General features: G+C 66.6%; 14 protein-coding genes. 12 read left to right on the top strand and 2 right to left on the bottom strand.

Annotation, left to right across the window (positions count from 1 at the left end):
* Positions 1 to 57: 57 nt before the first annotated feature.
* Positions 58 to 1,599: an MFS transporter gene (locus J2S75_RS01080; RefSeq protein WP_307017385.1), complete on the bottom strand. Its 1,542-nt coding sequence runs from the start codon at positions 1,597 to 1,599 to the stop codon at positions 58 to 60.
* Between the two features lie 327 nt (positions 1,600 to 1,926).
* Between J2S75_RS01080 and J2S75_RS01075 the strand changes: the two genes are divergently transcribed.
* Positions 1,927 to 2,160: a PqqD family protein gene (locus J2S75_RS01075; RefSeq protein WP_307017383.1), complete on the top strand. Its 234-nt coding sequence runs from the start codon at positions 1,927 to 1,929 to the stop codon at positions 2,158 to 2,160.
* 14 nt (positions 2,161 to 2,174) lie between these two features.
* On the opposite strand, the gene J2S75_RS01070 is transcribed toward J2S75_RS01075, so the two are convergent.
* The gene (locus J2S75_RS01070) at positions 2,175 to 3,068 is read right to left on the bottom strand and encodes a LysR family transcriptional regulator (RefSeq protein ID WP_307017381.1); all 894 of its coding nucleotides are present in this window, start codon (positions 3,066 to 3,068) and stop codon (positions 2,175 to 2,177) included.
* Between the two features lie 173 nt (positions 3,069 to 3,241).
* Between J2S75_RS01070 and J2S75_RS01065 the strand changes: the two genes are divergently transcribed.
* The 11 genes from J2S75_RS01065 (at position 3,242) to J2S75_RS01015 (ending at position 14,669) form a co-directional block, all read left to right on the top strand.
* Positions 3,242 to 3,655, top strand: a complete 414-nt coding sequence (locus J2S75_RS01065) for a RidA family protein (protein ID WP_213369847.1) — start codon at positions 3,242 to 3,244, stop codon at positions 3,653 to 3,655.
* A 99-nt stretch (positions 3,656 to 3,754) separates the two neighbouring features.
* On the top strand, positions 3,755 to 4,537 hold the full coding sequence (locus J2S75_RS01060) for a transporter substrate-binding domain-containing protein (protein ID WP_307017378.1): 783 nt from the start codon (positions 3,755 to 3,757) through the stop codon (positions 4,535 to 4,537).
* Between the two features lie 38 nt (positions 4,538 to 4,575).
* On the top strand, positions 4,576 to 5,979 hold the full coding sequence (locus J2S75_RS01055) for an MmgE/PrpD family protein (RefSeq protein ID WP_307017376.1): 1,404 nt from the start codon (positions 4,576 to 4,578) through the stop codon (positions 5,977 to 5,979).
* Positions 5,976 to 6,656 carry an amino acid ABC transporter permease gene (locus tag J2S75_RS01050; protein ID WP_307017374.1) on the top strand — a complete coding sequence of 227 codons (681 nt, stop codon included), beginning with the start codon at positions 5,976 to 5,978 and terminating at the stop codon, positions 6,654 to 6,656. The genes J2S75_RS01055 and J2S75_RS01050 overlap by 4 nt, the downstream gene beginning before the upstream one ends.
* Positions 6,653 to 7,297, top strand: coding sequence for an amino acid ABC transporter permease (locus J2S75_RS01045; protein WP_244376747.1), 645 nt, complete (start codon positions 6,653 to 6,655; stop codon positions 7,295 to 7,297). Before J2S75_RS01050 ends, J2S75_RS01045 begins: the two co-directional genes overlap by 4 nt.
* A 68-nt stretch (positions 7,298 to 7,365) precedes the next feature.
* Entirely contained in the window at positions 7,366 to 8,160 is a 795-nt protein-coding gene (locus J2S75_RS01040; protein ID WP_307017371.1) for an amino acid ABC transporter ATP-binding protein, read from the top strand.
* 73 nt (positions 8,161 to 8,233) lie between these two features.
* Entirely contained in the window at positions 8,234 to 9,187 is a 954-nt protein-coding gene (locus tag J2S75_RS01035; protein WP_307017369.1) for an agmatinase, read from the top strand.
* A gap of 113 nt (positions 9,188 to 9,300) precedes the next feature.
* Complete coding sequence (gene argE / locus J2S75_RS01030) at positions 9,301 to 10,428, top strand: acetylornithine deacetylase (RefSeq protein ID WP_307017367.1); 1,128 nt, start codon at positions 9,301 to 9,303, stop codon at positions 10,426 to 10,428.
* 183 nt (positions 10,429 to 10,611) lie between these two features.
* Positions 10,612 to 11,106 (top strand): RNA polymerase sigma factor, encoded by a 495-nt coding sequence (locus tag J2S75_RS01025; RefSeq protein ID WP_307017365.1) that lies wholly within the window; start codon positions 10,612 to 10,614, stop codon positions 11,104 to 11,106.
* Between the two features lie 71 nt (positions 11,107 to 11,177).
* Positions 11,178 to 12,164 carry a FecR family protein gene (locus J2S75_RS01020; protein ID WP_307017363.1) on the top strand — a complete coding sequence of 329 codons (987 nt, stop codon included), beginning with the start codon at positions 11,178 to 11,180 and terminating at the stop codon, positions 12,162 to 12,164.
* A 132-nt stretch (positions 12,165 to 12,296) separates the two neighbouring features.
* Positions 12,297 to 14,669 carry a TonB-dependent siderophore receptor gene (locus tag J2S75_RS01015; RefSeq protein WP_307017361.1) on the top strand — a complete coding sequence of 791 codons (2,373 nt, stop codon included), beginning with the start codon at positions 12,297 to 12,299 and terminating at the stop codon, positions 14,667 to 14,669.
* Positions 14,670 to 14,677: the final 8 nt, after the last annotated feature.

Here is a 14,677-nt window from a genome sequence, read left to right as displayed (position 1 = left end):
TCGCGAGCATGGGATAGAGATCGCCGAAAGATCCGAGCGTGGCGAGAACGACGCGCATCACGAAACTCCCTTGACGACGGCCGGCGCGGCGGGTTTGCGGCGCATCAGCAGCACGGCGGCGAGCAGGCCCAGCGCCACCATGCCGGTTCCGACATAATAGCCGTCGCCAATGCTGCGGGCGGCGCTGAGGCGCAGCGCGGACGCGACCGCCGGCCATTGCGCCACCAGCGCCTCCACCGCCTCCGGCCGGCCATAGACGGCCTGCTCCATGAGGCCTTCGAGCGCATGGCGCGCCGGGCCCTCCGGCGCCGCGCCGGCCGCGATGTCGAGAAAGCGCCCGCGCTCCATACCGGCGACCACCGTGCCGATCGCCGCCATGCCGATGGCGCCTCCCATCTGCCGCACCGTGTCGAGCGCGCCGAAGGCGCGGCCGCGCTGCCCCTCGGCGGCGCGCGCGGTGCCGTCCGTATAGGTTTGCGACAGGGCGAGCCCCATGCCCGCGCCTGTTGCGACGAGGGCGGGCATCATCAACACAAAGTCGGCGCGTGGCAGGGCCTGCGTTTCCCACAACAGGCCCAGCGTTCCCAGGGTGAGGCCGGCGACCACCGGCAGCTTCGCGCCATGGCGGTCATAGAGCAGGCCGCCCAGGGGCGCGCAGACCATCAGCGGCACGAGAAACAGCAACATGGCGAGGCCGGATTGCAGCGGCGTGAAGTGCAGGATGCGCTGAAGATAGATGGCCCCGAAGGCCGACTGACCCACGAGCGCGCACTGGGCACAGAACAGCACGATGCTGTCGGCGGCAAATTGCCTGTCGGCAAACAGGCGCATATCCACCAGCGGCTCGGCGGCGCGTCGCTGCCCGAGGATGAACAGCACCAGAAGAGCAGCGCCCAGAGCGACGAGGGCAAGCGTCAGCGGCGATGCCCAACCCCAGAGATGGCTTTGCTGGAGGCCCAGTACGATCGGCCCCAGCGCCGCCGCCAGCAGCAGACTGTGGGCGGGCCGGAAGATACCGCCGCGCGGGCCGGTTGCCGCGGGTCCTGCGGCGCGCAGCGTGAGGAGCGTGGCGGCGGCCAGCGGCAGGTTGACGAAGAAGGCCCACCGCCAGCCCCCAAGCTGAACCAGGGCGCCGCAGATGATGGGCCCGAACACCAGGGCAAGGCCGCCAAGTCCGCTATAGATGCCCATGGCCCGGCCGCGCTGCGCGGGGCCGAACGCTTCGGTGGCCAGCAGCGCGGCGGCGGGGGCCATCAGAATGTTGCCCAGCCCCTCAAGCACACGGCCGGACAGCAGCATGGGCAGGTTGAGCGAGAGGCCGCTGATCAGGGAGCCGGCCGCGAACAGCGCCACGCCGGCGCGGAAGACGCGGTCGCGGCCAAAGACATCCGCAAGCCGGCCGCCGGTGGCGATCGCGGCCGCCACGGTCAGCGCGTAGAGGGTGATGATCCATTGCTGGGCACCGTGGCTCAGCATCAGGTCGCGCTGGATGGCGGGAAGCGCTACCGCCGTGCCGGTCGCGTCGATCATGATCATGCCCAGCGCGCCGCTGCCGGCAAACACGGCGCACCATCGCTGCTGGCTGGTTGCTGTCGTCATTCAGGTTCCCGAACACCGGCCATGGGGGCATCCGCCAGCGGTGCGTCGCGGCGATGATCCGGCGGCGAGTTTCTGCGGCCGGCCGGAGCTTGTCCACGCCTCCGTCATAAGAAAATACCGTCGTTCCAGCGCAATCGATGGCACCGTGCCGAGCCGTTGATGGCAACCGGCACCAATCACACCGCGTAGGGCGATTGGTGCCCTATGGGGAGCGGATGGGGACCACGCTGGCCGCCTAGCGTCCCGACCGCGACTCCACCGCCACTGGCGGCCGGAGGAAACGGGCTCACCGCCGGCGGGCGACTACCGCGAGGAGGTTGGCGAGCTTTGGCGGCTCTATTCCCGGGCGGCCCGCGACCGGCTGCGCGTGCCTGGCGGCATGGGGATCGGCAGCCATCTCAGCGTGGGCTGGAGCAGCCAGTCGAGATCGGCCAGCTCTGCGCCGAGCTGGCGCGGCTCTATGACGGCCCGCCCGACGACATCCAGCGCGACGTGCTGGCGTTCTTCTCCGGCACGGCGGAGCGCAAGCTGATCCTCCCCGCCGATGCACCCGCCGCCTGAGAGGGCGCGCGGCGTCAGGCCGGCGAACGTTCCGACCGATAGGAATGGACGCGCTTCAATATGTTGAGGAAGACTTTGATGCGTTGGCTGATCGGGCGCGCGGTCGAGAAGATCGCGCAGCCCTCATGCTGGTAGACGGGGCTGCTCTCTTCGACATTCAGGTTGAAGCGTGCCTTGATCAGATCCCCGTAATGGGTGGGAAGCATGCCCTGGTAGAAGCCGGTCGCGACCATGGCGGCGACGGAATCGAGGCCGGCGGCGTTCGGGCCGCGGTGGTAGCGGCCGGACCGGATCGCATGTTCCACATAAGGGTGCTGGCGATAGATCAGCGGCAGGTTGGGTATCTTCGACCTGTCGACGAAATCGGCGACATAGACCCGGTGGATCTCGCGATAGATCGGAACATGAAAGAAGTCGCGGTCATCCGTGTACTTGCCGCGAATGACGAGGTCGACACGGCCCTCATTCAACGACTGCGCCAGCTCGTTGAAGGTCATCACCAGAATCTGCGGCTCCACCCCCGGAGCCAGCCGCCTCATCTCGGTGAGGGCTTCGGGCAGTTTGCAGGCGGGATGCGTGAGGGTGTGCTCACCGATCCCGATCGCCAGCCGCCCCGACAAGATGCCGTGCACGGCGTCGATCTCGGGGCGGATGCGCCCCAGCGCCTGGAAGGCGGCCGAAGCGAGGTCGAGCGCCACGTCCCCCTCCGGCGTCAGGCGGAAGCCGCTGCGCCCTCTCTCGCACAGCTTGACCCCGAGGCGCGCCTCCACCTCGCGGACATGGCGGCTGATCGAGGGCTTCGACATGGCGAGTTTCTTCTCGGCCGCCGCAAACCCGCCCGCCTCCGCCACCGCGCAGAACACCCGCAGCGAGCGCAGGTCCCGCTCGTCGAAATCAAGCTTCATCATGCGTGATACATATCAAAAAACGAAACATAGGTCGCAAAAAAATCGCTTTTCGTGATGTGACGTCGTTCGTAAGGTCACGGGGCTCATAAGAATACCCGCGCGGAGTTCCCTGACGAACTCGGTTTCGACGCTGTTCAGAAAGCCCGCGTACAAGCACAACCAGGAATGCGACGATGGCCCACACCCGAATCCGCAAGTTCAATACCAAGGTGACGTACCCCGAGCAGAACATCGACAACGATCTTTGCCAGGCCGTCATTGCGCGCGGAACGACCGTCTACCTGCGTGGCCAGATCGGGCAGAATCTCGATACCTCCGAATGCGTGTGCATCGGCGATGTCGCGGGTCAGACCGAGCAGGCCATGAAGAACATCGACATGCTGCTGAAGGAATGCGGCAGCCAGCTCGATCACATCTGCAAGCTGACGATCTACATCTCCGATCCGCGCTACCGTGAGGACGTGTATCGGGTGGTCGGCCGCTGGCTGAAGGGTGTCTTCCCGGTCTCGACCGGCATCGTCGTCACCGCCTTCGCCCGCACCGAATATCTCGTCGAGGTGGACGCGACGGCCGTTATTCCGGACTGAGCGCCGCTCACATTCGGCTCCGGCCTGCCATGACGGCTCCGCGGCGCCCCTGCGGAACCGTCCGACAACATCAACCTTCCAGCAACAAGGGTGTAGGCAATGACCGCACGTATTCTGTTCGCCGCCGCCATCGGCCTCATGGCGACGCTTGGCACCGTTCCGGCCGTCGCTGACGCGCTCGACGACATCATCGCCCGCAAGACCATCCGCGTCGCCGTGCCGACCGACTATCCCCCGTTCGGCTCGGTTGGCGCCGACATGCAGCCGCGCGGCATGGACATCGATGTCGCCAATCTGATCGGTGAGAAGCTGGGCGTGAAGGTCGAGCTTGTGCCGGTCACCGCGCCCAACCGCGTCGCCTATCTCCAGTCGGGCAAGACCGACCTCACCATCTCATCGCTCGGAAAGACCGAGGAGCGGGCGAAGGTGATCGACTTCAGCATCGCCTATTCGCCGTTCTTCGACGCCGTGTTCGGCAAGAAGGAGCCGCCGGTCAAGGACTATGCCGATCTCTCCGACAAGACCATCTCGGTCACGCGCGGCTCGATGCAGGACAAGGAACTTGAGGAGCTCGCGCCGAAGGCGGTGGTGAAGCGCTTCGAGGACAATAACAGCACCATCGCCGCGTTCATGTCTGGCCAGGTGGAGATGTTCGCCTCGGGCACCCCCGTCGCCGCCGCCATCAAGCGCCGCAACCCGGATCTCGATCTGGAGCTGAAGATCGTGCTGGCGAATTCCCCCTGCTATGTCGGCGTGGTGAAGGGCGAGACCAAGCTGCTCGACAAGGTCAACGCGATCATCCGCGAGGCGAAGGCCAGCGGCGAGATCGACCGGCTGTCGGTGAAGTGGCTCGGCGCCCCCGCCGGCGAGCTTCCCGAGTAACGAGCGTTGCGAACGGCATCGGGTGCAGGCGGCTGGCGATGAGTCTCACTCTCCGCAATCCCTCGCGGCTTCTCGCGGAGTGGGCCTCGGCGGTGCGCGCCGCCGACATTCCCGATCGCATCCGCGCCGTCGCCAAGGCGTGCGTGATCGACACGGTCGGCGTCGCCCTCGCCGCTGCTGGCACGCCGGTGGCGGGCCTCGCCCGCCAGTTCGCGGCGCGGAACGTTGCGGCGGGCGTGTCGGAGATCTGGGGTGCGCAGGCCCGGCTGGTGGCCGTGGGCGCGGCCGCGTGCAACGCGACTGCCGCCCATGCGCTCGATTTCGACGATAATTGCTATGCCGGCTTCGTCCATGGCTCGGCCGTCATCGTTCCCGCCGCCATCGCCATCGCGCAGGAGACCGGCGCGACCGGGGCCGATCTCCTGACCGCGATCACCGTCGGGGCGGAGTGCGAATACGCGGTCGGTGCCGCCGCCGGGCAGGACCTCTATGACAAGGGATGGTGGACCACTGGACTGCTCGGCCCGATCGGCGCCTGCGTCGCGGCCGGGCACCTGCTGAAGCTCGACGCGCGGCAGATGCGCGCCGGCATCGGGCTGGCCGTGGCGGGCGCGGGCGGCAGCAAGAGCTGCTTCGCCACCGACGCCAAGGCGCTTCTGGCCGGCGAGGCCAGCGCAGCGGGGCTGAAATGGGCGCTGCTGGCGGCCAACGGCGCCAGCGGGCCGGACGAGCCCTTTACCCATCGCAACGGATTTGCCGCGCTGCACACCGATGGCGTGTTCGACGATGCCGCCTTCGCCGACCTCGGCCGCTCATGGCGGCTTGAGACACCCGGCATCGACATCAAGAAGTTCCCGATCTGCCTGTCCTCGCATGCGGCGGTCGACGTCGTGGCCGACATCAGGGCGCGCGAGGGCTTTTCGGCGGACGAGGTTGCGAGCGTCCTGTGCGATGTCCCGCCCGTCGTCGTCGCCAATCTGGCCTATGCCGCGCCTTTCACCCCGCGCGAAGCGCAGTTCAGCATGGAGTTCGCGATCGCGGCGACGCTGTGCTTCGGCGCGCCGGGCATCGAGCATCTGCGCGAGGATGTGCTCGCCAGCCCCGCCCTGCGCGCCCTGATGGCGCGCGTGCGGATGGTGAGCGGCCCGATGTGGAACGCGGAGCGCCGCGTGGCGGCGCCGGAAGGGGCGTCGATCACTCTCGTCCTCCGGGATGGCCGCACCTTTGCCGGCTATCAGACCCACGCGCTGGGCACCGCTGCCAATCCGGTGCCCCCGGCGCAGCTGCGCGCCAAATTTCTGAGCTGTGCGGAACCGACGCTCGGAAAGCCGGCGGCGCAGCGCGCCCTGCAGGCGCTTGACGATCTGGATGCCGAAGTTCCGGTCCGCGATCTCCTGAACTCTGCCCTGACGGGCGCACAGACCCGGATACCCGCCGAATGAACCTCTCCTCGTTCATCGATGTCTTCCACAGCTGGCCGAGCCTGCTGAACGGTCTCGCGATGACCGTGATGCTCACGCTCGTCTCCTCCTTTCTCGGAGTCGTACTCGGCACCCTGTGCGCGTGGGGCAGCCTGCGCGGACCGAAGGCGCTTCGCTGGTTCATCCGCGGCTATGTCGAGTTTTTCCGCAACACGCCGTTTCTCGGCCAGATCTTCTTCATCTTCTTCGGCCTGCCGGCCCTGGGCGTGAAGCTCGATCCGGTCACGGCGGCGCTGGTCGCCCTGACGATCAACCTCACCGCCTATGCCTGCGAGATCATCCGCGCCGGCATTGAGGCGACGCCCGCCGGCCAGTTCGAAGCGGCCAGCAGCCTGGGGCTGAAGCCGGCGCAGGCGTTCTTCCTCGTCATCCTTCCTCCCGCCTTCCAGCGGGTCTGGCCGGCCATGACCAGCCAGCTGGTGATCATCCTGCTGGCGTCGGCGCTGTGCAGCCAGATCTCCGTCGCCGAGCTTTCCTATGAAGCCAACATGATCGCCAGCCGGACCTTCCGGAACTTCGAGGCCTATATCGTCGTCACCGTCATCTATCTCGGCCTCGCTGTGCTGTTCCGGGAAATGCTGACCTGGGTCGGCCGCCGCTTCGTCTACGGGGAATTTGCCACGGTGGGTCAGCGATGAACGATTTCACGACCTGGGACGTCTTCCGCAACCTGCTCGCCGCCGTGCCGTGGACGATCTATCTCTCGCTGATCGCCTTCGCCGGGGGCGCGGTCGTCAGCCTCCTGCTGCTGAGCCTGCGCTTTGCCTTTCCGCGCGTCGCCGGCACGCCGGTGCGCCTCTATGTCCAACTGTTTCAGGGAACGCCGCTGCTGATGCAGCTCTTCCTTGTCTATTTCGGGCTGGCGCTGATGGGGGTACAGACGACGCCGCTCTTCGCCGCCAGCCTCTGCCTCTCGGTCTATAGCAGCGCCTATCTCACCGAGACCTGGTATGGCTGCGTCCTGGCCGTGCCGAAGGGGCAGTGGGAAGCCTCTTCCAGCCTCGGCCTCAAGCACTGGCAGCAGATGCTGCTGATCGTGCTGCCGCAGGCCCTGCGCCTGTCGGTGCCGCCGACGGTCGGGCTGATGGTGCAGATCGTCAAGAACACCTCGCTGGCCTCCATTGTCGGCTTTGTCGAGCTGACCCGCGCGAGCCAGATCATCGCCAACGCCACCTTCGAGCCGTTCCTCGCCTATGGCGCGGTGGCGTTCATCTACTTCGTCATCTGCTTCTCGATCTCGCTGTGCGGCAGGCATCTGGAAAAACGGATCCGGATCTGACCGCACCCGGCGCGCCCGCGCGCCTGCCGACAGACGCCCGACCGAACCGCAAAGGCACTCGCTTCCCCATGTCGAACCTCGCCCCGTCCGCCGCCCTCGCGCCCGCCCTCCCCGTCTCCGCCTCCTCCGGCGCGGCCATCGAACTGGTCGGGGTCAACAAATGGTATGGCGAGTTCCATGTGCTGAAGGACATCAATCTCAGGGTGCATCGCGGCGAGCGCATCGTCATTTGCGGGCCGTCGGGCTCCGGCAAGTCCACCATGATCCGCTGCATCAACCGGCTGGAGGAGCACCAGCAGGGCTCGATCATCGTCGACGGCATCGAACTGACCAACGACCTCAAGCGCATCGACGAGATCCGCCGCGAGGTCGGCATGTGCTTCCAGCACTTCAACCTGTTCCCGCATCTCACCATTCTGGAAAATCTGACGCTGGCGCCGATCTGGGTCCGCAAGATGCCCAAGAAGGATGCCGACGAACTGGCGATGCATTTTCTGCGGAAGGTGAAAATCCCGGAGCAGGCGAACAAATATCCCGGCCAGCTTTCCGGCGGCCAGCAGCAGCGCGTCGCCATTGCCCGCGCCCTGTGCATGAAGCCGAAGATCATGCTGTTCGATGAGCCGACCTCGGCGCTCGACCCGGAAATGGTCAAGGAAGTGCTGGAGACCATGGTGAGCCTGGCCGAAGAGGGCATGACCATGCTGTGCGTGACCCATGAGATGGGCTTCGCCCGCCAGGTCGCCAACCGGGTGATCTTCATGGATGCGGGGCAGATCATCGAGATGAACGAGCCGGAAGCGTTCTTCTCCAACCCGCAGCATGAGCGCACCAAGCTGTTCCTCAGCCAGATCCTGGGACACTGACCCCCGCCGGCTCGCCCCGCACGACGCGCCCGCGCATGCCGCCAACGCGACATCGACGACAAGGAAAACGTGCATGCCCCTGACCATTCCCGCCAAGGCCGAACATCAGACCTTTCTCTATTCCGAGCCCTGCACTGATCTCGACGCGCTCCGCGCGGATATCGCCTATCTCGGCATCCCCTATGGCGAATCCTACACTTTCGGCGAGATTGCCAGCGACCAGAGCCGTGGCGCGCTGGCGATGCGCCGGGCGACAGGGCGGATTCTCCGCGCCATCGAGCGCTATGATTTCGACATTGGCGGCCCGCTCTACGACAACCGGCCGATCCGCGCGGTGGATTGCGGCGACGTCTATGCCGATCCGCGCGAGTTGAAGGAGCATCTCGCGCGCGCCGAGCAGGTGGTGCGCAAGATCGTGGCGTCAGGCGCGATGCCGGTCATCCTCGGCGGCGATCATTCGATCCCGATCCCGGTGCTGAAGGCGCTCGACGACCAGGGCCCGATTACCCTCATCCAGATCGACCAGCATCTCGACTGGCGCGAGGAGATCAACGGCGTCACGCACGGCCTCTCCAGCCCGATCCGCCGGGCCTCCGAGATGGATCATATCGGCGAGATCTTCCAGATCGGCCTCCATGCCAGCGGCAGCGGCCGGCAGGAGGAGTTCGATGCCGCCCGCGCCTATGGCGCGCATCTCATCTCCTCCTATGAACTCCACGAGCGCGGCATCCAGCCTGTGCTCGACCGTATCCCCGCCGGGGGGCGCTATTACATCACCGTCGATCTCGACGCTTTCGAGCCCGGCATCGCCCCGGGGGTGGCCGCGCCCTGCGCCGGTGGCATGACCTTCATGCAGGCCAGAAGCCTGATCCATGGCCTGGTGAACAAGGGGCGCGTGGTCGGCATGGATGTGGTGGAAATCACCCCGGCCACCGATGTCAACGACATCACCTGCATCACCGCCGGCCGCCTGATCGTGAACCTCGTCGGCGCCGCCGTCCGGGCCAATTATTTCGGCGCGAAATAGGCAACCCTCCGCCTGCGGGCGCGCGCCCTGTTCACGCCGCGCGCGCCCCCGGCGACGCCCTGACACGCTCCTGGGGTCCGCGGGGCCCTCATTCCCTCTCGGATGCCGCTTTCATGAATGCCGTGCAGATTCTCGAACGCCTGGTGAGCTTTCCCTCGGTCGTCGGCACCCCGAACGGTGCCATTGTCGACTGGATCGCCACCTATCTGCGGAGCCATGCGGTTGAGGTGCGGGTTCTGCCGGGGCCGGAAGGCGACCGCGCCAATCTGTTCGCCACGCTGGGGCCGCGCGACCGGCCCGGCTACATCCTCTCGGGGCACATGGATGTGGTGCCCGCCGAGGAGGCGCAATGGCGCGCCGATCCGTTCACGCTGCGCGCGGAAGGCGACGCGCTCTTTGGGCGCGGCTCCAGCGACATGAAGGGGTTTCTCGCGGCGGTGCTCGCCAGCGTCCCGGCCCTGAAGGCCGGCCGGCTCGACCGCCCCCTCCATTTCACCTTCTCCTATGATGAGGAGGCCGGTTGCCGCGGCGCGCCCCACCTCATTTCCCGCCTGCCGGAACTCTGCGCGCCGCCGCTCGGCGCCATCATCGGCGAGCCGAGCGGCATGAGGGGTGTGCGCGCCCATAAGGGCAAGGCGGCGGCCCGTATCCGCATCGAAGGCCGCGCGGGCCATTCCTCGCGCCCCGACCAGGGCATCAACGCCATCCACCTGATGGCCGAGGTGCTGGCAAAGACCGTGGCGACGGCGCAGGCGCTGGAGAAGGGGCCGCAGGACCCGACCTTCGAGCCGCCTTATTCCTCGATGCAGATCGGCACGATCCGGGGCGGACAGGCGCTCAACATCGTTCCCGACCTGTGCGTCGCCGATCTGGAGGCCCGCGCGATTCCCGGCCATGCGCCGCGCGCGCTGCTCGAACCCGTCCACGCCGTCATCGGCTCGCTCGCCGCGCGCGGCGTCAACGCCACGTGGGAGATGCTGAGCGACTATCCCGCGCTCGCCCTTCCCGCCGATGCGCCGCTGGCCCTTCTGGTGGAAAGGTTGACGGGCAAACCCTCTCTGGCGGCCGTCAGCTATGGCACGGAAGCCGGGCTCTACCAGGAGGCGGGCATTGCCGCGATCATCTGCGGACCCGGCGACATCGACCGCGCGCACAAGCCCAATGAGTTCATCCGCCTTGATGAACTGCACGCCTGCCAGGCTTTCATCGAGGCGCTTGGGCTGGGCCTGTCCCCGGGGTGATGATCGCCCTGCCGGCCGGCGCGGGCGGTAGCGGCGGCTTCCGGCCGGGCTGGAGCCTCGCAGCTTGGCCGGCCTACCTTTGATTCACTCTAAACTATTGATATTGCAGAGCTATTTAAACTCACGTAAGTGTGAAACCTCGCCATGAAAAATTCCCCATGCGGCGGATGAGGTTTCGACGCAGTGACTTGCGACCTGAAAATAGCGTTCGATGCCCATGGGCCGGAGCTGCGACGCTATCTCCGGTACCGTCTGCGCGACTCGCACATGGCGTCCGATCTGGTGCAGGACACCTTCCTCCGGGTGATCGAGCGGCCCGAAACCCGCGTCGACGATGTCCGTGCCTATCTCTATACGATTGCCCGCAATCTCCTGCTGAATCACAAGAAGCAGGAAGCCCGCCGCCGCACCGACAGTGTGCCGCATGAATGGCTGGGCGATATCGCCGCCGATGCCCCGACCCCGGAAGATGCCGCCGATGCAAGGCTGCAGCTTGAGCGCCTGCAGCGCTTTGTCAGCGAATTGCCGGTGCGCACGCAGCAAATCTTCGTGCTCAACCGCGTCGATGGGCTGACCCAGCCGGAAGTGGCGCGGGCGCTGTCGATTTCCGAAAGCTCGGTCCAGAAACATCTGGCCATGGCGATCCAGCACGTGACGCAGCGGCTGCGGACGCGCTAGACGGTGACGTGAGTACGGGTTTTGGTCCCCGCCGGTTGTCTTCCCTTATGAGGACACGGAGGGCACGCGGCATGGATGACGACGTGAACGAGGATCGAGCGTCGGAGACGGACCGGCGCGCGGCGCACTGGGTCGCCCGCCTGGAGGGCCGCCCTCTGGACGATGCCGAACGCGTCGCCTTCCGCGACTGGCTGGAGGCGGACCCCGACCACCGCCTCGCCTTCGAGGAAGCGCACAGCGCCTGGCGCAGCCTCGATCTGCTGCGCCGCGACCCCGGCCCGCTGCGCGCGCTCGCGCGCCCCGGACGACGGAAGCCCGTCGGTCGCGCCGGCATCGCCGGCATCATCGCCGTCCTTGCCCTCGGTTTGCTCGCCCTGCGTTACCAGATCGGCGATCCCTGGATCGCCCTCGCCGCCGACTGGCGCACCGCGCCGGGCCAGATGCGGCAAGTGACGCTGGACGATGGCAGCCTTGTCGATCTTGGCCCGGACAGCGCCATCGCCGTGCATTTCAGCGCCGAGGCGCGCCGTGTCACCCTGCTCGCCGGTGACGCGTTCTTCCAGGCCGCGCCGCGTGCCGGCGCCGAGCGCCGTCCCTTCGTGGTCGCCGCCGCCCGTGGCACCACGACCGCGCTCGGCACGCAGTTCCTGGTGGAGGGGCGCGCGGACGGCGCCAGGGTCACGGCCGTCGAGCACCGCATCGAAATCGCGTTCGACACGCCCGAGCGCGGCGATGAGCGCGTCGTGCTCTCGCCCGGCACGGCGGTGGAGTACGACCTGTCACACGGCCTCGGCCCGGTCGATACCGCCGATCTCGACGAGGCCACCGCCTGGCGCAAGGGCCTCCTTGTGTTCGATTCCGTGCCGCTCGAGGATGTCGTGCGCAAGCTCAACCGCTATCGGCGCGGGCGCATCGTCATCGCCGATCCCCGGCTCGCGCAGCGCAAGGTGAGCGGCGTGTTTGCGAGCGGAAATCTCGACGATGTCATCCGCACCATCACGGCGGAACTCGGCGCCAGCGCCTCCTCCCTGCCACCGCTGGTGACCGTACTGTACTGAGAGCAGATTTTTTTACGGGGTTCGGGCCCCCCGGTTGTCTTCCCCCCCAAGAGACCAGGCGCTGGCACGAGGGGATGAACAGAGATGGCTGGAGTGAGACATTGGACGGGGGCTCCCGCGCGGCGCCATGGGTTGGCGGCCGGTCTGGTCGCCGGGCTTCTCGCCTCGGTGGCATTCCCCGGCCTTGCGCTGGCGCAGCAGCCCGCCGGTGCGGCATCCGCGCGCATCGCCTTCGACATTCCGGCGCAGGACCTCAATCGCGGCGTGCTGAAATTTGCCCAGCGCGCGGGCGTCCAGGTCTTCTATGACACCGCCAAGCTGGCCGGGCGCCGCTCCTCAGCGGTTTCCGGCACGCTGACCCCGCAGGAAGCGCTGTCGCGCCTGCTGGCCGGCACCGGCCTCACCTACCGCTTCACCGGCCCCGCTCAGGTGACCATCGTCGATCCCAGCGCCACCAGCGCGGCCGGCACCAGCCCGGACGGAGCGATCGAACTCGGCACCATCGACGTGCAGGGCACAGGTACCGTCGGCTATGTCGCCACCACCAGCGATGCCGGCACCAAGACCGACACGCCGCTGATCGAGACCCCGCAGTCCATCTCCGTCGTCACCCGCGACGAACTCAATGACCGCAACGTGCAGACCCTCACCGAGGCGGTGGCTTACACGCCGGGCGTGCGTACCGGAGAGAGCGGTTTCGACCCCCGCTACGATTCCTTCTCCATTCGCGGCTTCGACGTTACCTATAATGGCATCTATCGGGACGGGCTTCGGCTTCCCGGTGCCAACATGTCGATCTTCAAGGTCGAGCCCTATGGGGTCGACAGCGTCACCATTCTGCGTGGTCCCAGCTCCGCGCTCTATGGACTCGGCTCGCCCGGCGGTCTCGTCGACATCACCTCGAAGCGCCCGACCGAGGTCGCTTTCGGCGAAGTCGAAGTCATGGGCGGCAATTACGATCTGTGGCAGGGACAGTTCGATGTCGGCGGGCCGGTCGATAAGGACGGCACGTTGCTCTACCGCCTGACCGGCGTGTTGCGCGATGCCGGCTCGCCCAACACGCTCGGCGGCGGCGTCAACGACATGGCCTATATCGCGCCGGCCGCGACCTGGAAACCGAACGACCAGACCAAGATCACCTTCCTGGGCGAGTACCAGCAGTCGGAGACGCCCGCCTCCATGCCCTATTTCGGCTGGAACGGCAGCGTGAATGCGCCCTTCAGCCAGAGCATCGGCGACTATAACAGCCTCAAGCAGGACCAGTGGCGGATCGGCTACCTCGCCGAGCACGAGTTCAATGAGGTATTCACCGTCCGTCAGAACCTGCGCTACGGCTATGCCGATACCCATGTGCGCTACAACGGCATCTCCGACTATGATTACGAGGCGGGCACCGCCAGCCGCTACACCGGCTATGTCCACGACAAGCTGAAGTCCTTTGTCGTGGACAACCAGCTCCAGGCCGATTTCGCCACCGGGCCGGTCGTGCACAAGCTTCTGTTCGGGCTAGACTATTCCTATCTCGGTCTCGATGGCGGCATCGGCTATGGCACCGCCTCGGACATTTCCCTGTTTAACGGCCAGCCGCTCGGCCCGACCTTCGATCCTCCGCTCAACTCCGCGCGCTACGATCAGAAGCAGAGCCAGACCGGCATCTATGTGCAGGAACAGGCGACGTTCGACCGCTGGATACTCACCCTCACCGGCCGCTATGACTGGGTCGCGACCAGGGATGAGGATCTCCTCGCCAACACCACCGACCATATTGACGACAATGCCTTCACCGGCCGCGTCGGCCTGACCTATCTGTTCGACAACGGCATCGCTCCCTATGTGAGCTACGCCACCTCTTTCGCGCCCAATCTTGGCGTCGACATCAACGGCAATGTGTTCGACCCGACGACGGCCCGCCAGATCGAAGCCGGGGTGAAGTACGCCCCGGTCGGGTTCGACGGCTATTTCACCGCCGCCGTGTTCCAGATCAACCAGGAGAACGGCCTCACCACCGACCCCACCAATCCGCTGTTCCAGGTCCAGACCGGCGAAGTGCGCGCGCGCGGCTTCGAATTGGAGGCGGTGGCCAATCTCGGCAAGGGCCTGAAATTGCGCGGCGCCTACACCTATCTCGACCTCACCAATGTCGCCGGCGAAGCGGAGACGATCGGGCTCACGCCGTCGGGACAGCCGCAGAACGCCTTCTCCATCTGGGTGGATTACCAGTTCCAGGAGGGGAGCAAGCTGGCCGGCCTCGGCATCGGCGCGGGCGTGCGCTACACCGGCGCCACCTGGGGCGACTCGCTCAACACCTTCCAGAACAGCGCCTACACGCTGGTCGATGCCAAGCTGAGCTATGACTTCTCCTACCTCGACGTCCGGCTCAAGGGCTGGAGCGCGCAGCTCAATGCCCAGAACCTGCTCAACGAAGAATACGTCACCTGCGATGTCGGCTATTGCTATGAGGGCATGCCGCGCACGGTCATCGCCGGCCTGAAATACCGCTGGTAGGGCGCGCG

It is taken from the genome of Ancylobacter polymorphus, from assembly GCF_030813495.1.
GTDB classification, from domain to species: Bacteria; Pseudomonadota; Alphaproteobacteria; order Rhizobiales; family Xanthobacteraceae; genus Ancylobacter; species Ancylobacter polymorphus.
This window is presented reverse-complemented; position numbering and strand designations above follow the sequence as displayed.

What these genes read in the sequence shown, in the direction of transcription:
- J2S75_RS01080 (WP_307017385.1), bottom strand. Translation starts at nt 1,599, where the DNA reads ATGACGACAGCAACCAGCCAGCAGCGATGGTGCGCCGTGTTTGCCGGC.
- J2S75_RS01070 (WP_307017381.1), bottom strand. Translation starts at nt 3,068, where the DNA reads ATGATGAAGCTTGATTTCGACGAGCGGGACCTGCGCTCGCTGCGGGTG.
- J2S75_RS01065 (WP_213369847.1), top strand. Translation starts at nt 3,242, where the DNA reads ATGGCCCACACCCGAATCCGCAAGTTCAATACCAAGGTGACGTACCCC.
- J2S75_RS01060 (WP_307017378.1), top strand. Translation starts at nt 3,755, where the DNA reads ATGACCGCACGTATTCTGTTCGCCGCCGCCATCGGCCTCATGGCGACG.
- J2S75_RS01055 (WP_307017376.1), top strand. Translation starts at nt 4,576, where the DNA reads ATGAGTCTCACTCTCCGCAATCCCTCGCGGCTTCTCGCGGAGTGGGCC.
- J2S75_RS01050 (WP_307017374.1), top strand. Translation starts at nt 5,976, where the DNA reads ATGAACCTCTCCTCGTTCATCGATGTCTTCCACAGCTGGCCGAGCCTG.
- J2S75_RS01045 (WP_244376747.1), top strand. Translation starts at nt 6,653, where the DNA reads ATGAACGATTTCACGACCTGGGACGTCTTCCGCAACCTGCTCGCCGCC.
- J2S75_RS01040 (WP_307017371.1), top strand. Translation starts at nt 7,366, where the DNA reads ATGTCGAACCTCGCCCCGTCCGCCGCCCTCGCGCCCGCCCTCCCCGTC.
- J2S75_RS01035 (WP_307017369.1), top strand. Translation starts at nt 8,234, where the DNA reads ATGCCCCTGACCATTCCCGCCAAGGCCGAACATCAGACCTTTCTCTAT.
- argE (WP_307017367.1), top strand. Translation starts at nt 9,301, where the DNA reads ATGAATGCCGTGCAGATTCTCGAACGCCTGGTGAGCTTTCCCTCGGTC.
- J2S75_RS01020 (WP_307017363.1), top strand. Translation starts at nt 11,178, where the DNA reads ATGGATGACGACGTGAACGAGGATCGAGCGTCGGAGACGGACCGGCGC.